This is a genomic window from Saccharothrix sp. ST-888, assembly GCF_000955975.1.
Taxonomy (GTDB): Bacteria; Actinomycetota; Actinomycetes; order Streptomycetales; family Streptomycetaceae; genus Kitasatospora.
Genome location: NZ_JYJF01000132.1, coordinates 1 through 17,506 on the forward strand (window position 1 = coordinate 1; position 17,506 = coordinate 17,506).

A 17,506-nucleotide genomic window follows, 5' to 3' on the forward strand; every position below is an offset into this window, starting at 1 on the left:
CCAGGCGCTCGCCCACGACGACCGGATCGGCGCCAAGTTCCTCGGTGCCGGGCTCGGCTTCGGCGGCGGCTGCCTGCCCAAGGACATCCGCGCCTTCATGGCCCGCGCCGGGGAGCTGGGCGCCGACCAGGCGCTGACCTTCCTGCGCGAGGTCGACTCGATCAACATGCGCCGCCGTTCGCGGATGGTCGAACTGGCCCGCGAGCAGTGCGGCGGCGGCTTCCTCGGCCGCCGGGTCGCCGTGCTCGGTGCCGCCTTCAAGCCCAACTCGGACGACATCCGGGACTCTCCGGCGCTCAACGTCGCCGGGCAGATCCAGCTCCAGGGCGCCCAGGTCACCGTCTACGACCCCAAGGCCATGGACAACGCCCGGAAGATGTTCCCGGGCCTGGCCTACGCGGACTCCGCGCTGGAGGCCGTCGAGGGTGCCCACGTCGTCCTGCACCTGACCGAGTGGCAGGAGTTCCGCGAGCTGGACCCCGCCGAGGTGGGTGCCCTGGTCGCCGAGCGCCGGCTGATCGACGGGCGGAACGTGCTGGACGTCCAGAAGTGGCGCGACGCCGGGTGGATCTACCGGGCGATGGGGCGTCCGGGCGAGTAGCCCGCCGGACGGAATGCCCGGGCCCTCGGGGCTGTTGGATCAGGGCATGACGTACGGAGACGAGGCAACGGTCCGCAGGATCCTGCAGGACACCGGCGACACCTGGGCCGTGGTCGGCCTGTCCGGCAACACCGCGCGGGCCGCCTACGGCGTGGCCCGGGTGCTGCAGAAGGCGGGCAAGCGGGTGGTGCCGGTGCACCCGAAGGCGGAGACGGTCCTCGGCGAGCAGGGCTATCCTTCGCTCGCCGCGATCCCGTTCGCCGTCGACGTGGTCGACGTTTTCGTGAACTCCGGCCTGGCCGGCGAGGTCGCCGACCAGGCCGTCGAGGCGGGCGCGAAGGCCGTCTGGTTCCAGCTGGACGTGGTCGACGAGGCGGCCTACGCGCGCACCACCGCCGCCGGGCTCGACATGGTCATGAACAAGTGCCCGGCGCTCGAACTGCCGCTGCTGTAGCAGCGGTCGCGGCTCAGGCCGCCGGGAAGGATGTCGCAGGCCGGCTCGGTGTCGCCGGTGCCTTCTGGGACAGCCGGGCCCGGCGGGCGAACACGCCGAGGCTCAGCAGTGCGTCTTCCTCCACGCCCGTCACGCTCCGCTCTGCCCCAGGGGCAAGGTCAACCGGACACCGGACGGGCGCGGCCCAGGGGCACGGGGAGCCGTACGGCTCCCCGCGCCCCTGGTTTCCTCACGCCGCGGCGGGGCCGTCGAGCTGGGCGATGGTGGCGATCGAGGGCTTGCGGGTGCGCTGCAGGTCGGCGGCGACCGACTGGGCGTCGCGCAGCACGCGGACCGCGTTGTGCCAGGTCAGCTTCCCGAGGTCGGCCTCGGACCAGCCTCGGTGCAGCAGCTCGGCGATCAGGTTGGGGTAGCCGGAGACGTCGTCCAGACCGGACGGGAGGAAGGCGGTCCCGTCGAAGTCGCCGCCCAGGCCGATGTGGTCGATGCCCGCGACCTCCCGCATGTGGTCGAGGTGGTCGGCGACGGTGGCCGGGGTGGCGACCGGGCGCGGGTGCTCGGCCTCGTACGCGCGGTGGCAGTCCTTCGCCGCGGGGGTGGTCTCCAGCGGGTGGAAGCCGTGGGCGCGCATGTTCTCGTCCGCGGCCAGGGTCCACTCGATGGCGGCGGGCAGGATGAACTTCGGCACGAAGGTGGCCATCGCCACGCCGCCGTTCTCGGGCAGCCGGGCGAGCACGTCGTCCGGGATGTTGCGCGGGTGGTCGCAGACCGCGCGCGAGGAGGAGTGCGAGAAGAGCACCGGTGCCTCGCTGACCCGCAGGGCGTCCCGCATGGTGTCCGCGGAGACGTGCGAGAGGTCGACCAGCATGCCCAGCCGGTTCATCTCCCGGACCACCTCGACGCCGAACGCGGTCAGCCCGCCGGCCGCCGGCTCGTCGGTGGCCGAGTCGGCCCAGGGCACGTTGTCGTTGTGCGTGAGCGTCATGTAGCGGACGCCCAGCTGGTGCAGGGCCCGCAGGGTGGCCAGCGAGCAGTCGATGGAGTGCCCGCCCTCGGCGCCCATCAGCGAGGCGATCCGGCCCTCGGAGCGGGCCTTCTCCAGGTCGTCGGCGGTGAACGCGAGCCGCAGCCGGTCGGGGTAGCGCTCGGTCAGGGCGCGGACGAAGTCGATCTGCTCCAGGGTGGCGCTCACCGCCCGGTCGCCCGCGTAGTCGCTGCGCACGTACACCGACCAGAACTGGCCGCCGACCCCGCCCGCACCGAGCCGGTCCAGGTCCGTGTGCAGCCGGGAGCGCTGGTCGCCCGCCAGGTCCAGCGCGTCGAGGTCGTAGCCGACCTGGGCCCGCATCGCCCAGGGCAGGTCGTTGTGGCCGTCCACCACCGGGGTCTCGCGGAGGACGGCGCGGGCGCGGTCGAGCAGCTCAGAAGTCATGCCCCTGTTCTATACCGAGCGGGTCGTCCGCGAGCAGCGGACCGGTCACCGAGCGCCGTGTTGGGCTCCCCGGCGCCGGATCGGGCCGCCGATCGTTGTGTTAACCGGACGTTAGCTCTCGGCTCGGCCTCTCGCCGCGCTCTCCCCCGCCGGTGGACGCTGCCACCAGCGCGGCGGCCCCACCCCGGCCGCCGGCCGATTCCGGAGGTCTCCCCGCATGTCCGCAGCACGCACGTCCGCAGCGCCCGCGCCCGGCGCACGCGGCACCGCCACCCCCTGGAGAGCGGTCGTCGGCGGTTCGATCGGCAACCTGGTCGAGTGGTACGACTGGTTCGTCTACGCGAGCTTCGCCACCTACTTCGCCGGCGCCTTCTTCCCGAACGGCAACCCCACCGCCCAACTGCTGAACACCGCGGGCATCTTCGCCGTCGGCTTCTTCATGCGGCCGGTCGGCGGCTGGCTGCTCGGCCGCTACGCCGACCGGCGGGGACGCAAGGCGGCACTCACCCTCACCGTGACGATGATGTCGCTGAGCGCCCTGCTGATCGCCGTCGCCCCCACGTACCGGCAGGTCGGCTACGCCGGGGCGGCCGTCCTGCTGGCGGCCCGCCTGCTCCAGGGCCTGTCGGTCGGCGGCGAGTACGCGGCCAGCGCCACCTATCTGACCGAGGCGTCCGCACCCGGGCGGCGCGGCTTCGTCTCCAGCTTCCAGTACGTCTCGATGACGCTCGGCCAACTGCTCGGCCTCGGCCTGCAGATCGTGCTCCAGCACACCATGTCCTCGGCCGACCTGCACTCGTACGGCTGGCGCATCCCGTTCGTCGTCGGTGCGGTCGGTGCGGCGGTGATCTTCTGGCTGCGGCGCAACCTGGTGGAGACCGAGGCGTACACGGAGGCCGAGGGCGCCGGCGGGAGCGCGGGCACGGACGGCGGCGAACGCGGCACGATCCGCCGACTGCTCCGGCACAAGCGGGAGTTCGTGCTGGTCATGGCGCTCACCATGGGCGGCACGGTGGCGTACTACACGTACACCACGTACCTCACCAAGTACCTCTCCAACACCGTCGGGCTGAGCAAGAACGACGCCGCGCTGGTCAGTTTCTGCGCGCTGACCGTCTTCATGCTGCTCCAGCCGTTCGCCGGGGCGCTCTCCGACCGGATCGGCCGCCGCCCGCTGCTGATCACCTTCGGCGTCGGGGCCACCTTCGGCACCGTGCCGCTGATGACCACGCTCTCGCACACCGACGGCTTCGCGGGTGCCCTGCTGCTGTCGGTGGTGGCACTGGTCCTGGTCACCGGCTACACCTCGATCAACGCGGTGGTGAAGGCCGAGCTGTTCCCGACCCAGATCCGCGCACTCGGGGTCGCCCTGCCGTACGCGCTGGCCAACGCGCTGTTCGGGGGCACGGCCGAGTACGTGGCGCTCTGGTTCAAGAACGCGGGCGCCGAGTCCGGCTACTACTGGTACGTCTCCGGCTGCGCGGCCGTCTCGCTGGTGGTCTACCTCTGCATGCGCGAGACCGGCACGGCCCGGCTCTCCGCCGCCGAGCAGCTGCCCGACGGCACACCGGCCACCGTCCGGACCTGAGAGTGACCGGGTAAACCGTCAGGGGCGCGGGGAACCGCGCGAATCGGAAGGCACCCGGCTCCACCTGACCGCTGTACGGCGAGTTGCACCGCCCCACCCGGGCATTCGGGGTGCAGCCGGCCCAGCGGGCACCACTGAACGCCGGAGCCTTCCGTCTCACGCGGCTCCCCGAACCCTGACGGCCCGTCCGGTACTGCCCCTAGGCTGAGGCGATGCGAGTACTTCTGGTCGAGGACGACGACCGGCTCGCGGCCGCCCTGGTCTCCGCGCTCGCCCGGCACGGCCACCAGGTGGTCCGGACCGGACGCGCCGACGACGCCCTGCGGCTCAAGGACACCGCCGAGTTCGTCCTGCTCGACCTGGGACTGCCGGACATGGACGGCCTGGACGCGCTGCGCCGGCTGCGCCGGGTCTCCACCGTCCCGGTGATCGTGCTGACCGCCAGGACCGCGGAGCGGGACGTGCTGCGCGGGCTGCGCTCCGGCGCCGACGACTACCTGGTCAAGCCCTTCAGGACCGCCGAACTGGCGGCCCGGATGGGCGCCGTGCTACGCCGGGGCACCCGTCCGCTGCCCACCGCCGCCGGGCGGGTGGTCGAGGTCGGCGACACCCGGATCGACCTGAAGACCCGGCAGGTCACCGTGGACGGCGCCGACGTCCTGCTGACCCGGCGGGAGTTCGACGTGCTCGCACTGCTCGCCCGCGAGCCCGGCGTGGTCCGCAGCCGGGAGGAGATCCTGGACGAACTCTGGGGCGACGTCCTGCTATCCGCCTCCCGGTCACTGGACGTGCACATCGCGGGCATCCGCGCCAAGACCGGCCGTCCGCAGCTGGTCGAGACGCTGCGGGCGACCGGCTACCGGCTGGCCTCCGGCTGATGCAGCGCCGGCTGCTGCTGGTCGCCACCCTGCTGATCGTCTGCCTGGTGGCGGCGCTGGCGGTGCCGCTCGCGCTGGCGTACTCCTCGCACCGCACCGGGCAGTTGCTGCTCGCCCGCCGGGCCGACGCCACCCGGTTCGCGGAGCTCACCGACCGGGCGACCCGGGAGGGCGACAGCGCCGGGCTGAGTGCCGAGGTCTCCCGGTACACCGAGCTGTACGGAACGGCGGTGGAGATCCGCGACCGGGACGGCCGGCTGCTGGCGGGCGGCGGCATCGGCGACGCGGCGGCCGCCGGGCGGGCGCTGTCCGGGCGTACCACCGACGGGCTCCCGCTGCTCACACCGTTCGGGCCGCCGGCCGCCCTGGTGGCCGAGCCCGCCGGGCGGGACGCCCAGGTCTCGGGCGCGGTGCTGCTGCGGGCGCCCACCTCCTCGGCGCGGCAGGCCGTCGGCACGGTCTGGGCCGTCCTCGCGGTGGGGTCGCTCGCGGCGCTCGGCTGCGCGCTGGTCGTCGCGCGCCGCCTGGCGGGCTGGATCCTGCGTCCGGTCGGCGAACTCGACCGCACCACCCGGGCGATCGCCGACGGCCGGCTCGAAGCCAGGATCGGCCTGGTCCGGGGTCCGGTCGAACTCCGGCGCCTGGAGGAGCGGTTCAACGCGATGGCCGACGGGATCTCCGCCGCGCTGGAACGCCAGCGCGCCTTCGTCGCCGACGCCTCGCACGAGCTGCGCACCCCGCTCACCGTGCTCTCGCTGCGGCTGGAGAACCTCGAACCGCACCTGTCCCCCGCCGGACGGTCCGAGTACGAGGAGACCCTGACCGAACTCGACCGGCTGGCCGCCCTGCTGGAGGACCTGCTCACCCTCGCCCGGGTCGAGGCCGACGCCGGCCTGCCCGGCAGCGGACCGGCGAGCGGGCTGCCCGAGCGGCTGGCGGGCTGGCAGGAGCTGTACGCGGCGAAGGGGCTCTCGCTCTCGGTCGAGCTGGCGGACCGGGATCCGCTGCCCGCTGCGGTCGCCAGGATCGCGGACATCGCGCTCGACAACGCCGCCAAGTTCGTCCCGCCCGGCGGCCGGGTCGCCGTCACCCTCGCCGACCGGACCCTGAGCGTCGCCGACGACGGCCCCGGCCTCTCCCCGGCCGAACGCGAGGCCGCCCTCGGCCGGTTCTGGCGCGCCCCCGAGCAGAGCAACGTCCCCGGCAGCGGCCTCGGCCTGGCCATCGCCACCGAACTCGCCCGCACCTGCGGCGCCACCCTCACCCTGCTGCCCAACCGGCCCCGGGGCCTGATCGTCCGGCTCGACCTGGCCCCGGACGGCCGGCCCTCCAGGGGCACGGTTCTTCGAGGTCAGCCGTAAACCGCGCGGTAGTAGGCCGCCGCGCCCGGGTGGAGGGGGACCGTGCCGGTGCCGATCGCGTAGCGCTCGTCGAGGCGGCTGCCCGGCGCGTCGGGGACCTGGAGGCGGTCCCGGCTGCGGAACAGCGTCCGGGTCACCGCCCGGACCACGCCCGGGTCCAGCGCGGCGCCGCAGACCAGGTAGCTGGGCGTGCCCAGGGTGTCGACGGGCGGCTGCGCCCGGTAGGCGTCGGCCGGGATCGACACGCTCTCGTAGACCGGACCGTACGCCCGGCGCAGCGCGGTCGCGATCTCGCCGAGCGGGACCAGTCGGACCGGGGTGCCGGCGGCGAGGTCCGCGATGGCGCGGGTGGGAACGCCGCCGGACCAGAAGAAGCCGTCGATCCGCCCGGCCCGCAGCGCCGCCACCGACTCGGCCAGCCCCAGCCGTCGGATGTCCGCGCTGCTCAACCCGGCTGCGGCCAGGACGCGTTCGGCCACCACCGAGGTGCCAGAACCGTCCGCCCCCGACGAGACGGTACGGCCGGCGAGTTGGCCGACCGCGTGGACCGGCGAGTCGGCGGGCACCACCAGGTGCAGGTAGTTCAGGTAGAGCCGGGCGATCGCCGCGAGGGCGACCGGGCGGGCGAAGGAGGCCCGCCCGGCGACCGCGTCGGCCGCGCTGTCCGCGAGGGTGAGCCCCAACTCGGCGCCGCCCGCGTCGATCAGCCGGAGGTTGCGGACGCTGGCCGCCGTGCCGAGCACCTGCACGGTCAGCCCGCCGTCCGCCCGGTGGATCTCGGCCGCCAGGCGCTGCCCGAAGGTCTCGTACGGTCCGCCCTCGGGGCCGGCCGCCAGGCGCAGCGCGGCCCGCGGCCCGTCGGCGGAGCAGCCGCAGAGCGCGCCGGACCCCAGGGCGCCGAGCGCCAGCAGCGTGCGGCGCGAGAGGTCCGGCATGGCGGCGGGGTCAGCCGCCGAAGCCGAAGGAGGTGGAGCCGGCCACCTTGGCGCGCAGCTTCCGGCCCTTCTCGGTGGCCTGGGTGTTCAGCTCGGCCTGGAACTCGACCATCTTCTCGGCCAGTTCGGGGTCGAAGGCGGCGAGCATCCGGACCGCCAGCAGTCCGGCGTTGCGGGCGCCCGCGACCGAGACGGTGGCCACCGGCACGCCGGCCGGCATCTGGACGATCGACAGCAGGCTGTCCATGCCGTCCAGGTAGCGCAGCGGGACCGGCACGCCGATCACCGGCAGCGGCGTCACCGAGGCCAGCATGCCCGGCAGGTGGGCCGCGCCGCCCGCACCCGCGATGATCGCCTTGAGGCCGCGCCGGTGGGCCTGCTCGCCGTACGCGACCATCTCGCGCGGCATCCGGTGCGCCGAGACGACGTCCACCTCGTAGCCGATCTCGAACTCGTCCAGGGCCTGGGCGGCGGCCTCCATCACGGGCCAGTCGGAGTCGGACCCCATGACGATGCCGACGACGGGGCCGGTGCTGGTGCTGCTGCTCATTCGGTGATCGTCCCTCGCAGGTAGGCGGCCGCGTGGCGGGCGCGCTCGCGCACGTCGTCGAGGTCGTCCCCGAAGACGTTGACGTGTCCGACCTTGCGGCCGGGCTTCACGTCCTTGCCGTACATGTGGATCCGCAGGCCCGGGTCGCGGGCCATGCAGTGCAGGAAGGCGTGGTACATGTCGGGGTAGTCGCCACCGAGCACGTTCACCATGACGGTCCACTTGGCGCGCGGGCGCGGGTCGCCCAGCGGCAGGTCGAGGACGGCACGGAGGTGGTTCTCGAACTGCGAGGTGACGGCACCGTCCATGGACCAGTGGCCGGAGTTGTGCGGGCGCATGGCCAGCTCGTTGACCAGGATGCGGCCGTCGCGGGTCTGGAACAGCTCGACCGCGAGGTGGCCGGTGATGTCCAGCTCGCCGGCGATGCGCAGGGCCAGCGCCTGGGCCTCGGCGGCGAGTTCGGGGTCGAGGCCGGGCGCGGGGGCGGTGACCTCGGCGCAGACGCCGTTCTCCTGGAGGCTCTCCACCACCGGGTACGCGACCGCCTGGCCGCTGGGCGAACGGACCACGTTGGCGGCCAGCTCTCGGAGGAAGTCGACCTTCTCCTCGGCCAGGACGGGGACGCCGGCCAGGAACGGCGCGGCCGCCTCCTGCTCGTTGTCGACCACCCAGACGCCCTTGCCGTCGTAGCCGCCGCGCACGGTCTTCAGGACGACCGGGTAGCCGCCCCCGTCGCCCTCGTTCGCGAAGGCGGTGACGTCCGCCGGATCGGCGACCAGGCGGTGCCGCGGGCAGGGCGCGCCGATCGAGTCCAGCTTGGCCCGCATCACGCCCTTGTCCTGGGCGTTGACCAGCGCGTCCGGGCCCGGCCGCACCGCGATGCCCTCGGCCTGCAGGGCGCGCAGGTGCTCGGTGGGGACGTGCTCGTGGTCGAAGGTGATCACGTCGCAGCCGGCCGCGAAGCGGCGCAGCGTGTCCAGGTCGCGGTAGTCACCGAGGACGGTGTCCGAGACCACCTGTGCGGCGGAGTCCTGCGGGGTGTCGGCGAGGAGCCGGAAGCGGACACCCAGCGGGATGCCCGCCTCGTGTGCCATGCGGGCCAGTTGCCCGCCGCCGATCATGCCCACCACTGGAAAATTTGCATTGCCCGCGAAAGTCACGCTGCCCAGGATATCCGGGCCGGTGGCAGGCGGTGCACCGCGCCTGGCGGCCCCGGGGCGGGGTGGTCGCGAGTGGCCCCGGGCGCCAACGGGCTTGGTGGGAACGGGTAGCCTGGGGGGCCGGGCCCCAAGAAGCACTATCCGATCTTGTACGTGGGGGCCCTGTCGCGCTGCGCCCCGGCGAGCGCCCACCTCTATCTCTCGTACGCGAGCACAGGAGACTGCCGGGTATGACCGCGACCACCAGCACCGAGCCCTCGCTGATCAGGCGATTGCGCGGACTCTCCGGTGAAGTGATCAAGTTCGGCGTCGTGGGCCTGGTCGGCGTCGTGGTGAACGCCGTCGTCTTCTGGGTCTGCCTCCAGGGCGAGGGCCTGATCCACTCGCTGGCCGGTTTCATCGCCACCGCCGTCGCGATCGGGACCAACTACCTCGGCTACCGGTACTGGCTGTACCGCGAGCGCGACGCGGCCTCCCGCAGGCGGGAGATCACGCTCTTCCTGATCTTCAGCGGGATCGGCATGCTGATCGAGAACGGCATCCTGGCCTTCTCGGTGCACGTCCTGCACTACACCTCGTCCGGCAGCCAGCTGATCGCCAAGAACGTGGTCGGTCTCGCGGCCGGGACGGTGTTCCGCTTCTTCTCGTACCGCACCTGGGTGTTCAAGGCGATGCCGGAGCTGGCCGAGCCGCAGGTCGTGGGAGAGGCCGAACTGCTCCTCGCGGCCGAGCAGCCGCAGTACGCCAAGTAATCGGGCGCGGTAGCGCCAAGTAGCCGGGCGCACCGGGCAGTCCGGGCGCACCGACCGCCGCGCCCCGCTACCCGCCGCTACCGCACGCCGCTGCGGCTCAGGAAGAGCGCGAAGACCGGGGGCTGGAGCGAGAGCAGTTCCAGCCGGCCGCCGTCGGCCTCGGCCAGGTCGCGGGCCACGGCGAGGCCGATGCCGGTGGAGTTGCGGCCACTGACGGCACGTTCGAAGACCCGGTTGCCGAGTTCGGGCGGGACACCGGGCCCCTCGTCCTGGACTTCCGCGACGACCGAGTTCCCGGACGGGCGGACCCGGACGGTGATGGTCCCGGCGCCGTGCATCAGGGAGTTCTCGATCAGGGTGGCCAGGATCTGGGCGACCGTACCGGGGGTCCCGACCACCGAGACGCTCTTCAGGCCCTCGATCCGCAGGCTGCGCCCGGTCTCGCGGAGCGAGGGGCCCCACTCCTCGATCTGCTGCTTGATGACGTCGTCCAGGTCGAAGGCCACGGCGGTCGGGCTGTGCGGGTCGCGCTGGTTGGTGAGCAGCCGCTGCACCACGTCCGTGAGCCGCTCGACCTGCTGGAGCGCGATCGTCGCCTCCTCGCGGACGGTGTTCGGCTCCTCGGCGAGCGCGGTGATCTCCTCCAGCCGCATGGAGAGCGCGGTGAGCGGGGTGCGCAGCTGGTGCGAGGCGTCGGCGGCCAGGCGCCGCTCCGCGGTGAGCATCCGGGCGATCCGCTCGGCGCTGGTGTCCAGCACCTCGGCGACCCGGTCGAGTTCGGGGACCCCGTAGCGGCGGTCGCGCGGGCGGGGGTCGCCGGAGCCGAGCCGCTCGGCGGTCTCGGCGAGGTCGGTGAGCGGGCGGGCGAGCCGCTTGGCCTGCCAGACCGCGAGGGCGACCGCCGCCTGGACGGCGAGCAGGGCGACCAGGCCGAGCAGCAGCAGCATGTTGCCGATCTCGTGGTCCACGTCGGTCCTGGACTGGACGACGGTGACGGTCTCCCCGCTCAGGCCCTGCTCGGTGGCGGTGAGCGCGGGGCCGCCGACCGGGCGGCCGACGGCGATCAGCGGCTGTCCGGGGATGTCGACCGTGACGAAGCTGCCGTCGGTGACCTGGGCGGCGAACTTCTCCCCGGTGACCGGCTCGCCCGCGGCGAGCCGGCTCTCCACCAGGCCGAGCACGCGGACGGCCGCCGCGTCCACCCGGTCGTTCGCCGCGTTGACGATGCTCTGCTTCTCGATCAGCGCGAGCGGGACGCAGAACACCGCCACCACCACCAGGACCACGCCCAGCAGCGAGTTGATCATCCTGCGCTTCACGCCGGCGCACCCTCTGGTCGGTTCAGCTTGACGGTGTCGGTGGCCGGCTGGTCACCGGCCCGGTCGGTCGGCCCCTGCGGCGGCGGGTCAGTTCTTCTCGAAGCGGAAGCCGACGCCGCGCACGGTGGCGATGTAGCGGGGGTTGGCCGCGTCGTCGCCGAGCTTCTTGCGCAGCCAGGAGATGTGCATGTCCAGGGTCTTGGTGGAGGTCCACCAGGTGGTGTCCCAGACCTGGCGCATGATCTCCTCGCGGGTGACCACCCGCCCGGCGTCCCGGACCAGCACCCGGAGCAGCTCGAACTCCTTGGCCGAGAGGGTCAGCTCCTCCTCGCCGAGCCAGGCGCGGTGCGACTCGATGTCGATCTTCACGCCGTGGGCGCCGGTGGTGAGCTGGTCCACGTTGCCGCGCCGGAGCAGCGCCCGGACCCGGGCGAGCAGCTCGGCCAGCCGGAACGGCTTGGTGACGTAGTCGTCCGCGCCGGCGTCCAGGCCGACCACGGTGTCCACTTCGTCGGCGCGCGCGGTCAGCACCAGCACCGGGCAGCTGCGGCCGTCGGCACGCAGGCGACGGCAGACTTCGAGGCCGTCCATCTCGGGAAGGCCGAGGTCGAGGACGACGAGGTCGACCTCCTCGGTGAGGGCGGCGCTGAGCGCGGCCGGGCCGTCCTCGCGAACGAGGACCTCGTAGCCCTCGCGGCGCAGGGCGCGGGCCAGCGGTTCGGAGATTGCCGGGTCGTCCTCGGCCAGCAGCACACAGGTCATGGGGCGATGGTAGTCGGCTTGGCGGCCCGTGATCAGGCCCCCCGGACCGCGGATCCTCCCCAGGCGGCGCAATCGCACCCCGTCCTGCCGGGCGGAGCCGATCCCGGCTCCTGGCCTGATCAGTCACCGCCGACGGGGTCGGGAGGACAGATGGCAGGCAGCGCAGCCGAGTTGCAGGACGGGCGCGGCCCGGATCCGTCCTCCGCGGCGGGCGCACCACCCGGGGGCGGGCGCACCTTCTTCGGACATCCGCGCGGGCTGGCCACCCTGTTCATGACCGAGTTCTGGGAGCGGTTCAGCTTCTACGGGATGCGCTCGCTGCTGGTGCTCTACCTCTCGCTGCCCGCCGACCGGGGCGGAATCGGCCCGGACACCGTGACGGCGGCCTCGGTCTACGCCGGCTACACCTCACTGGTCTGCATGCTGGCGATCCCGGGCGGCTGGATCGCCGACCGGCTGTGGGGTGCCCGCCGGGCGGTGCTGGTCAGTGCGCGCTGCTGTTCGCGAACGAGTCCACCGACCTGTCGCTGTTCGGCCTGCGTTTCCCGTCCAGCTGGTTCAACGCGGTCAACCCGCTCTTCATCATCCTGCTGGCCCCGCTGTTCGCCCGGCTCTGGCAGTGGCTGGCGCTGCACGGCCGGGATCCGGGCACGCCGGTGAAGTTCGGGGTGGCGCTGCTGCTGGTCGGCGCCTCGTTCGGGGTGATGGGCCTGGCCGAGCTGGCCGCCTCGGGCGGTGCGCTGGTCTCGCCGCTCTGGCTGATCGGGGTGTACCTGGTCCAGACCGTGGCCGAGCCGGGCCTCTCCTCCGTCGGCCTGTCGCTGACCAGCAGGCTGGCTCCGGCCAAGTACACCGGCCAGATGCTGGGCCTGCGGTTCCTCTCGATGGCGACCGGCGACGCGGTGGCCGGCTGGACCACCCAGCTGCGGCGGGCGGTCAGCGGGACGGCGTACTTCTGTCTCCAGGGCGCGCTGGCGGCGCTGTGCGGGGTCGCGTTCCTGCTGGTGGCGGGCCGGATCCGGCGTCTGACGGGCTCTGTGAACTAGTTCACAGAGCGTGATTGTTATCAAAGACCGCCCCGGCCCCCGCCAGTCGGCGGGTTGGTCGGAGATGGCCGAAAAATTTTGGCGCTAAACCTGCGGTTCGAAGGAAGAATTGCGAACTTGCCATCGAATGCCACAGCGGGCACCCATGATCCTTTACTTAGACAATACGTACATAGCCAGTTTTGTCCTCCGAATGGCTGGAATACCGGCACGTACAGTGGTCTGGTCCCCGTCCGCCTCAACCCCCCTCTGTGCGGACGACGTCAGGCAAGGAACCCCATACCTATGGCGTCTACGACCGTGGCTGCCGACCTCGACAAGTCGGCACCTTCCAGCGGCAAGACCTTCCTCGGGCACCCCCGAGGGCTCGCCACACTCTTCATGAGCGAGATGTGGGAGCGCTTCAGCTACTACGGCATGCGTGCCCTGCTGGTGCTCTACATGACCGCCTCGGTCGCCGAGGGCGGCCTCGGCATGAAGGTGGCCGTCGCCAGCGCCGTGTACAGCGTGTACACGGCCATGGTCTACCTGCTCGCCCTGCCGGGCGGCTGGATCGCGGACCGCTTCCTCGGTGCCCGCAAGACCGTCGCGGTCGGTGGTGCCATCATCATGATCGGCCACTTCCTGCTGGCCGTCCCGGCCTCCGTGTCGTTCTTCGCCGGCCTGGCCCTCATCGCCATCGGCTCCGGCCTGCTCAAGGCCAACATCTCGACGATGGTCGGCCACCTGTACGACGGCCCGAACGACCCGCGCCGCGACGGTGGCTTCACCATCTTCTACATGGGCATCAACCTCGGTGCCTTCGCGGCCCCGCTGGTCATCGGCACCGTCGGCCAGAGCGTCAACTGGCACCTGGGCTTCGCCCTCGCCGGCGTCGGCATGGCGCTCGGCCTCGGCCAGTTCCTGCTCGGCACCCGCCACCTCAGCGCCAAGAGCGACGTGGTGACCTCGCCGATCTCGGCCGAGGAGAAGAGCGCGATCTTCAAGAAGGCCGGCCTGTGGCTGGCGCTCGCCGTGGTCTTCTACGCGATCGTCGCGGTGACCGGCAACCTCAGCATCGACTGGGCGATCTGGCCGCTGTCGATCGCGGGTATCGCGATCCCCGTGCTGGTCTTCGCCAAGGTGAAGAAGGACAAGGACCTCAGCTCGGACGAGCAGTCCAAGATGAGCGGCTACATCTGGTTCTTCGTGGCCGCCGCCGTGTTCTGGATGATCTACGACCAGTCCGGCTCGACGCTGAACGTCTTCGCCGACAAGAACACCTCCTCGGAGCTGTTCGGGATGAACTTCCCGTCCAGCTGGTTCCAGTCGCTGAACCCGCTCTACATCATGGCGCTGGCCCCGGTCTGCGCCTGGCTCTGGGTCTGGCTGGCCAAGCGCGCCAAGAACCCCTCCACCACCATGAAGTTCGCCATCGGTCTGCTGATGATCGGCGCCTCCTTCCTGGTGATGATGCTGGCGATGGGCGCCGCCGCCGGTGGCGTCAAGGTCACCCCGCTGTGGCTGGCCATGGTCTACCTGATCCAGACCGTCGGTGAGCTGACCCTCTCCCCGGTCGGCCTCTCCGTCACCACCAAGCTGGCTCCCACCAAGTACGCCAGCCAGATGATGGGTGTCTGGTTCCTCGCCGTCACCGCCGGTGACTGTGTCGCCGCCATCTTCCAGCTGGTCCTGGGCGACGACGTGGTCGGCAGCACCTGGTACTTCGCGGTCCAGGGCGTGATGGCGCTGATCGCCGGTGTCGCACTGGCGATCTACCGCAAGAAGGTCGTCAAGCTCATGGGCGACGTGCACTGACGCACCCGTGAGCGAAGGGCCGGTACCCGTGACGGGTACCGGCCCTTCGGCGTCTGTCCGACTGTCGGCTGCTGGCTGCTGGCTGCTGGCTGCTGGCTGCTGGCTGCTGGCTCAGAGTGCCCGGACGCCCGCATGCCAGACCGCCGCCGTGAGCGGCACCCCCGGACGGTAGGCCAGGTGGACGTGCGAGGGGGCGTCCAGCAGTTGCAGGTCGGCCCGCGCGCCCACGGAGACGCTGCCGACGTCTGAACGCCGCAGCGCACGAGCACCACCCGCGGTGGCCGCGTACACGGCCTCGTCCGGGGTCATCCCCATCTCGCGGACGGCGACCGCGATGCAGAAGGCCATCGAGCTGGTGAAGCTGGAGCCCGGGTTGCAGTCGGTGGAGAGCGCGACGGTGGCGCCCGCGTCGAGCAGCCGGCGCGCGTCCGGGTACTTCGCGCGGGTGGAGAACTCCGCGCCCGGCAGCAGGGTGGCGACCGTGTCGGAGCCCGCCAGCGCGGCCACGTCGGCGTCGGTGAGATGGGTGCAGTGGTCGGCCGAGGCCGCGCCGAGCTCGACCGCGAGCTGCACACCGGGACCGTACGAGAGCTGGTTGGCGTGCACCCGGGGGATCAGCCCGCGCTCCTGCCCGGCCTTGAGGACGGCACGGGCCTGGTCGCCGTCGAAGGCGCCCTGCTCGCAGAAGACGTCCACCCAGCGGGCGTGCGGGGCACAGGCGTCCAGCATCTCGCCGGTGACCAGGTCGACGTAGGCCGCCGGGTCGTCGGCGAACTCGGGCGCGACCACGTGGGCGCCGAGATAGGTGGTCTCGGAGGTGTGCGAGGCGGCGATCCGCAGCGCCCGCGCCTCGTCGGCGACGGTCAGACCGTAACCGGACTTGCACTCGACGGTGGTGGTGCCCTGGCGGAGCGCCTCGTTCAGGAAGCGGACCAGGTTGGCGTCCAGCTCCTCGTCGCTCGCGGCGCGGGTCGCGGCGACCGTGGTGCGGATGCCGCCCGCGCTGTAGGACTGCCCGGACATCCGGGCGTTGAACTCGGCCGTGCGGTCGCCCGCGAAGACCAGGTGCGCGTGCGAGTCGACGAACCCGGGCAGCAGCGCCCGCCCGCCGGCCTCGTACCGCTCGTCGGCGGCCGGCGCCGAGGCGGCCGGGCCGACCCACGCCACCCGCCCGGCCTCGACCAGCACGGCCGCGTCCTCGAGCAGGCCGAGCGGACCGGTGCCGAGCGCGGGGTCGTTGGTGACCAGGCTGCCGATGTCGGTGATCAGAAGCGAGCTCAACGGGGACCTTTCGTAGAAGCGGATGCCGACAGCGGCGCGGGCGGGTGCACCGGTGGGTGCGGGTCAGGACTGCAGGGTCGCGATGGAGTCGCGCAGGGCCGTCGGAACGTCCGCGACCAGCTGGTGCACGCCGTCGCGGACGATCAGGCGACCGCCCACCACCACGTGCCGGACGTCTGCGGCCGAGGCCGCGAAGACCGCCGTCTCCGCACCGAGCGAGGGCGCGGGCCCGGCGGTACGGACGGAGTCGAGCGCGACCACCGTGAAGTCCGCCAGCGCACCGGCCTCGATCCGGCCGGCCTCGGGCCAGCCGAGCGAGGCGTGGCCGTCCTCGGTGCCGGCCCGCAGCAGGGCGTTCGCCGTCCAGTGGCCCCGGGTGCGGGTGTGCAGGCGCTCGTTCAGCTCCAGGGCCCGCGCCTCCTCGAACGGGTCGACGACGGCGTGGCTGTCACTGCCCAGGGTGATCGGGCAGCCGCCGCTGGCCAGCCGACGGGCCGGGCCGATGCCGTCGGCGAGGTCGCGTTCGGTGGTCGGGCACATGCAGATGTTGGTCGAGGAGTCGGTGAGCAGCCGGATGTCCTCGTCCGTGAGGTGGGTGGCGTGCACGGCCGAGGTACGGGGTCCGAGGACGCCGTGGTCGGCGAGCAGCCGGGTCGGGGTGACCCCGTGGGCGGTGAGGCAGGCGTCGTTCTCGGCGGTCTGCTCGGACAGGTGGACGTGCAGCGGCGCCTTGTGCATAGCCGCCCAGTGCGCCACCGTGCTCAGCTGCTCGGCCGGGACGGCGCGGACCGAGTGGACCGCCGCCCCGATCCTGACGTGCTCGTTCTCCTTGAGCTCGGCGGCCCGGGCCGCCCAGGCGTCGGCGTCCCCGTCGCTGAACCGCAGCTGCGGCTTGGTCGGCTCGGCGCCGAAGCCGGCCGAGAGGTAGCAGGTGTCGAGCAGGGTGATCCGGATCCCGGCCCTGCCCGCCGCCTCCATCAGCGCCTGGCCCATGGCGTTCGGGTCGTCGTAGCGGGTGCCGCCGGGGCCGTGGTGCAGGTAGTGGAACTCGCCGACGGCGGTGATCCCGGCGAGTGCCATCTCGGCGTACACGGCCGTGGCCAGCGCCAGGTAGCTGTCCGGGTCGAGCGCCCCGGCGAACCGGTACATGGTGTCCCGCCAGGTCCAGAAGGTGCCGAAGCCGACCTGGACGTTGCCGCGCAGGGCGCGGTGGAAGGCGTGCGAGTGGGCGTTCGCCTGGCCCGGCAGGGTCAGCCCGTCCAGCCGGACGGCGTCCGCCGGGCAGGGCCCGCTGTCCGGGGTGACCTTGAGGATCTTCCCGCCGACGCCGACGGCGATCAGCACATCCTGTTCGACCACAGGACCGTTGACGTGCGGCAGCCAGGCGTACTCCGCCCAGTACGTCGTCACGGCTGGCATGCGAGGTCCTCCAGTACGTCGGCGAGGGCGGCCACACCGGCGAGGCAGTCCGCCTCCTCGGCGTGCTCGGCCGGGGAGTGCGAGACTCCGCTCGGGTTCCGCACGAACAGCATGGCGGTCGGGATCGCCGATGCCAGGATTCCGGCGTCGTGTCCCGCCCCGGTGGGCAGG

The 17,506-nt window shown here is 72.5% G+C and carries 17 protein-coding genes; 8 read left to right on the forward strand and 9 right to left on the reverse strand.

What is annotated here, in order from left to right; translation table 11 throughout:
• Both UK12_RS28880 and UK12_RS28885 read left to right on the forward strand, forming a co-directional pair.
• Positions 1 to 601 (forward strand): UDP binding domain-containing protein (locus UK12_RS28880; protein ID WP_045306137.1); only part of this gene is annotated, 601 nt, incomplete at its 5' end.
• A 46-nt stretch (positions 602 to 647) separates the two neighbouring features.
• Positions 648 to 1,055, forward strand: a complete 408-nt coding sequence (locus UK12_RS28885) for a CoA-binding protein (RefSeq protein ID WP_045306138.1) — start codon at positions 648 to 650, stop codon at positions 1,053 to 1,055.
• Positions 1,056 to 1,284: 229 nt separating this feature from the next.
• Here the strand turns inward: UK12_RS28885 and UK12_RS28890 are convergent, their stop codons facing one another.
• A complete protein-coding gene (locus UK12_RS28890; RefSeq protein ID WP_045306139.1) occupies positions 1,285 to 2,487 on the reverse strand; it encodes a dipeptidase in 1,203 nt (400 codons plus the stop codon).
• 217 nt (positions 2,488 to 2,704) lie between these two features.
• On the opposite strand from UK12_RS28890, the gene UK12_RS28895 reads away from it, so the two are divergent.
• The 3 genes from UK12_RS28895 (at position 2,705) to UK12_RS28905 (ending at position 6,314) form a co-directional block, all read left to right on the forward strand.
• Positions 2,705 to 4,075 carry an MFS transporter gene (locus UK12_RS28895; protein WP_045306140.1) on the forward strand — a complete coding sequence of 457 codons (1,371 nt, stop codon included), beginning with the start codon at positions 2,705 to 2,707 and terminating at the stop codon, positions 4,073 to 4,075.
• Between the two features lie 212 nt (positions 4,076 to 4,287).
• Positions 4,288 to 4,953 carry a response regulator transcription factor gene (locus UK12_RS28900; protein WP_045306141.1) on the forward strand — a complete coding sequence of 222 codons (666 nt, stop codon included), beginning with the start codon at positions 4,288 to 4,290 and terminating at the stop codon, positions 4,951 to 4,953.
• Positions 4,953 to 6,314: a sensor histidine kinase gene (locus tag UK12_RS28905; protein WP_045306142.1), complete on the forward strand. Its 1,362-nt coding sequence runs from the start codon at positions 4,953 to 4,955 to the stop codon at positions 6,312 to 6,314. The genes UK12_RS28900 and UK12_RS28905 overlap by 1 nt, the downstream gene beginning before the upstream one ends.
• Here the strand turns inward: UK12_RS28905 and UK12_RS28910 are convergent.
• Genes UK12_RS28910 through UK12_RS28920 form a run of 3 tightly spaced genes read right to left on the reverse strand, consistent with a single transcriptional unit; the run spans position 6,305 to position 8,920 of the window.
• On the reverse strand, positions 6,305 to 7,249 hold the full coding sequence (locus UK12_RS28910; protein WP_045306143.1) for a TAXI family TRAP transporter solute-binding subunit: 945 nt from the start codon (positions 7,247 to 7,249) through the stop codon (positions 6,305 to 6,307). The genes UK12_RS28905 and UK12_RS28910 overlap by 10 nt on opposite strands.
• 10 nt (positions 7,250 to 7,259) lie before the next feature.
• Positions 7,260 to 7,799, reverse strand: coding sequence for a 5-(carboxyamino)imidazole ribonucleotide mutase (gene purE, locus UK12_RS28915; protein ID WP_045306144.1), 540 nt, complete (start codon positions 7,797 to 7,799; stop codon positions 7,260 to 7,262).
• The gene (locus tag UK12_RS28920) at positions 7,796 to 8,920 is read right to left on the reverse strand and encodes a 5-(carboxyamino)imidazole ribonucleotide synthase (RefSeq protein ID WP_045306145.1); all 1,125 of its coding nucleotides are present in this window, start codon (positions 8,918 to 8,920) and stop codon (positions 7,796 to 7,798) included. The genes purE and UK12_RS28920 overlap by 4 nt, the downstream gene beginning before the upstream one ends.
• Before the next feature lie 269 nt (positions 8,921 to 9,189).
• Here UK12_RS28920 and UK12_RS28925 point away from each other — a divergent pair, with 269 nt between their 5' ends.
• On the forward strand, positions 9,190 to 9,711 hold the full coding sequence (locus UK12_RS28925) for a GtrA family protein (protein WP_045306146.1): 522 nt from the start codon (positions 9,190 to 9,192) through the stop codon (positions 9,709 to 9,711).
• Positions 9,712 to 9,788: 77 nt separating this feature from the next.
• Here the strand turns inward: UK12_RS28925 and UK12_RS28930 are convergent, their stop codons facing one another.
• Both UK12_RS28930 and UK12_RS28935 read right to left on the reverse strand, forming a co-directional pair.
• Positions 9,789 to 11,030 (reverse strand): ATP-binding protein, encoded by a 1,242-nt coding sequence (locus UK12_RS28930; protein WP_045306147.1) that lies wholly within the window; start codon positions 11,028 to 11,030, stop codon positions 9,789 to 9,791.
• An 87-nt stretch (positions 11,031 to 11,117) separates the two neighbouring features.
• Positions 11,118 to 11,792 (reverse strand): response regulator transcription factor, encoded by a 675-nt coding sequence (locus tag UK12_RS28935; protein WP_045306148.1) that lies wholly within the window; start codon positions 11,790 to 11,792, stop codon positions 11,118 to 11,120.
• A gap of 458 nt (positions 11,793 to 12,250) precedes the next feature.
• On the opposite strand from UK12_RS28935, the gene UK12_RS28940 reads away from it, so the two are divergent.
• Both UK12_RS28940 and UK12_RS28945 read left to right on the forward strand, forming a co-directional pair.
• A complete protein-coding gene (locus UK12_RS28940; RefSeq protein WP_045306149.1) occupies positions 12,251 to 12,838 on the forward strand; it encodes an oligopeptide:H+ symporter in 588 nt (195 codons plus the stop codon).
• A gap of 285 nt (positions 12,839 to 13,123) precedes the next feature.
• Positions 13,124 to 14,635 carry a peptide MFS transporter gene (locus tag UK12_RS28945; RefSeq protein ID WP_045306150.1) on the forward strand — a complete coding sequence of 504 codons (1,512 nt, stop codon included), beginning with the start codon at positions 13,124 to 13,126 and terminating at the stop codon, positions 14,633 to 14,635.
• A gap of 111 nt (positions 14,636 to 14,746) precedes the next feature.
• Here UK12_RS28945 and hutI read toward each other — a convergent pair whose 3' ends face one another.
• From hutI to UK12_RS28960, 3 genes are all read right to left on the reverse strand, one after another.
• Complete coding sequence (gene hutI / locus UK12_RS28950; protein WP_045306151.1) at positions 14,747 to 15,916, reverse strand: imidazolonepropionase; 1,170 nt, start codon at positions 15,914 to 15,916, stop codon at positions 14,747 to 14,749.
• A 63-nt stretch (positions 15,917 to 15,979) separates the two neighbouring features.
• On the reverse strand, positions 15,980 to 17,326 hold the full coding sequence (locus tag UK12_RS28955) for a formimidoylglutamate deiminase (RefSeq protein WP_442973888.1): 1,347 nt from the start codon (positions 17,324 to 17,326) through the stop codon (positions 15,980 to 15,982).
• Positions 17,323 to 17,506 (reverse strand): M20/M25/M40 family metallo-hydrolase (locus UK12_RS28960; RefSeq protein WP_045306153.1); only part of this gene is annotated, 184 nt, incomplete at its 5' end. The genes UK12_RS28960 and UK12_RS28955, both read right to left, overlap by 4 nt.

What these genes read in the sequence shown, in the direction of transcription:
- UK12_RS28885 (WP_045306138.1), top strand. Translation starts at nt 648, where the DNA reads ATGACGTACGGAGACGAGGCAACGGTCCGCAGGATCCTGCAGGACACC.
- UK12_RS28890 (WP_045306139.1), bottom strand. Translation starts at nt 2,487, where the DNA reads ATGACTTCTGAGCTGCTCGACCGCGCCCGCGCCGTCCTCCGCGAGACC.
- UK12_RS28895 (WP_045306140.1), top strand. Translation starts at nt 2,705, where the DNA reads ATGTCCGCAGCACGCACGTCCGCAGCGCCCGCGCCCGGCGCACGCGGC.
- UK12_RS28900 (WP_045306141.1), top strand. Translation starts at nt 4,288, where the DNA reads ATGCGAGTACTTCTGGTCGAGGACGACGACCGGCTCGCGGCCGCCCTG.
- UK12_RS28905 (WP_045306142.1), top strand. Translation starts at nt 4,953, where the DNA reads ATGCAGCGCCGGCTGCTGCTGGTCGCCACCCTGCTGATCGTCTGCCTG.
- UK12_RS28910 (WP_045306143.1), bottom strand. Translation starts at nt 7,249, where the DNA reads ATGCCGGACCTCTCGCGCCGCACGCTGCTGGCGCTCGGCGCCCTGGGG.
- purE (WP_045306144.1), bottom strand. Translation starts at nt 7,799, where the DNA reads ATGAGCAGCAGCACCAGCACCGGCCCCGTCGTCGGCATCGTCATGGGG.
- UK12_RS28920 (WP_045306145.1), bottom strand. Translation starts at nt 8,920, where the DNA reads ATGATCGGCGGCGGGCAACTGGCCCGCATGGCACACGAGGCGGGCATC.
- UK12_RS28925 (WP_045306146.1), top strand. Translation starts at nt 9,190, where the DNA reads ATGACCGCGACCACCAGCACCGAGCCCTCGCTGATCAGGCGATTGCGC.
- UK12_RS28935 (WP_045306148.1), bottom strand. Translation starts at nt 11,792, where the DNA reads ATGACCTGTGTGCTGCTGGCCGAGGACGACCCGGCAATCTCCGAACCG.
- UK12_RS28945 (WP_045306150.1), top strand. Translation starts at nt 13,124, where the DNA reads ATGGCGTCTACGACCGTGGCTGCCGACCTCGACAAGTCGGCACCTTCC.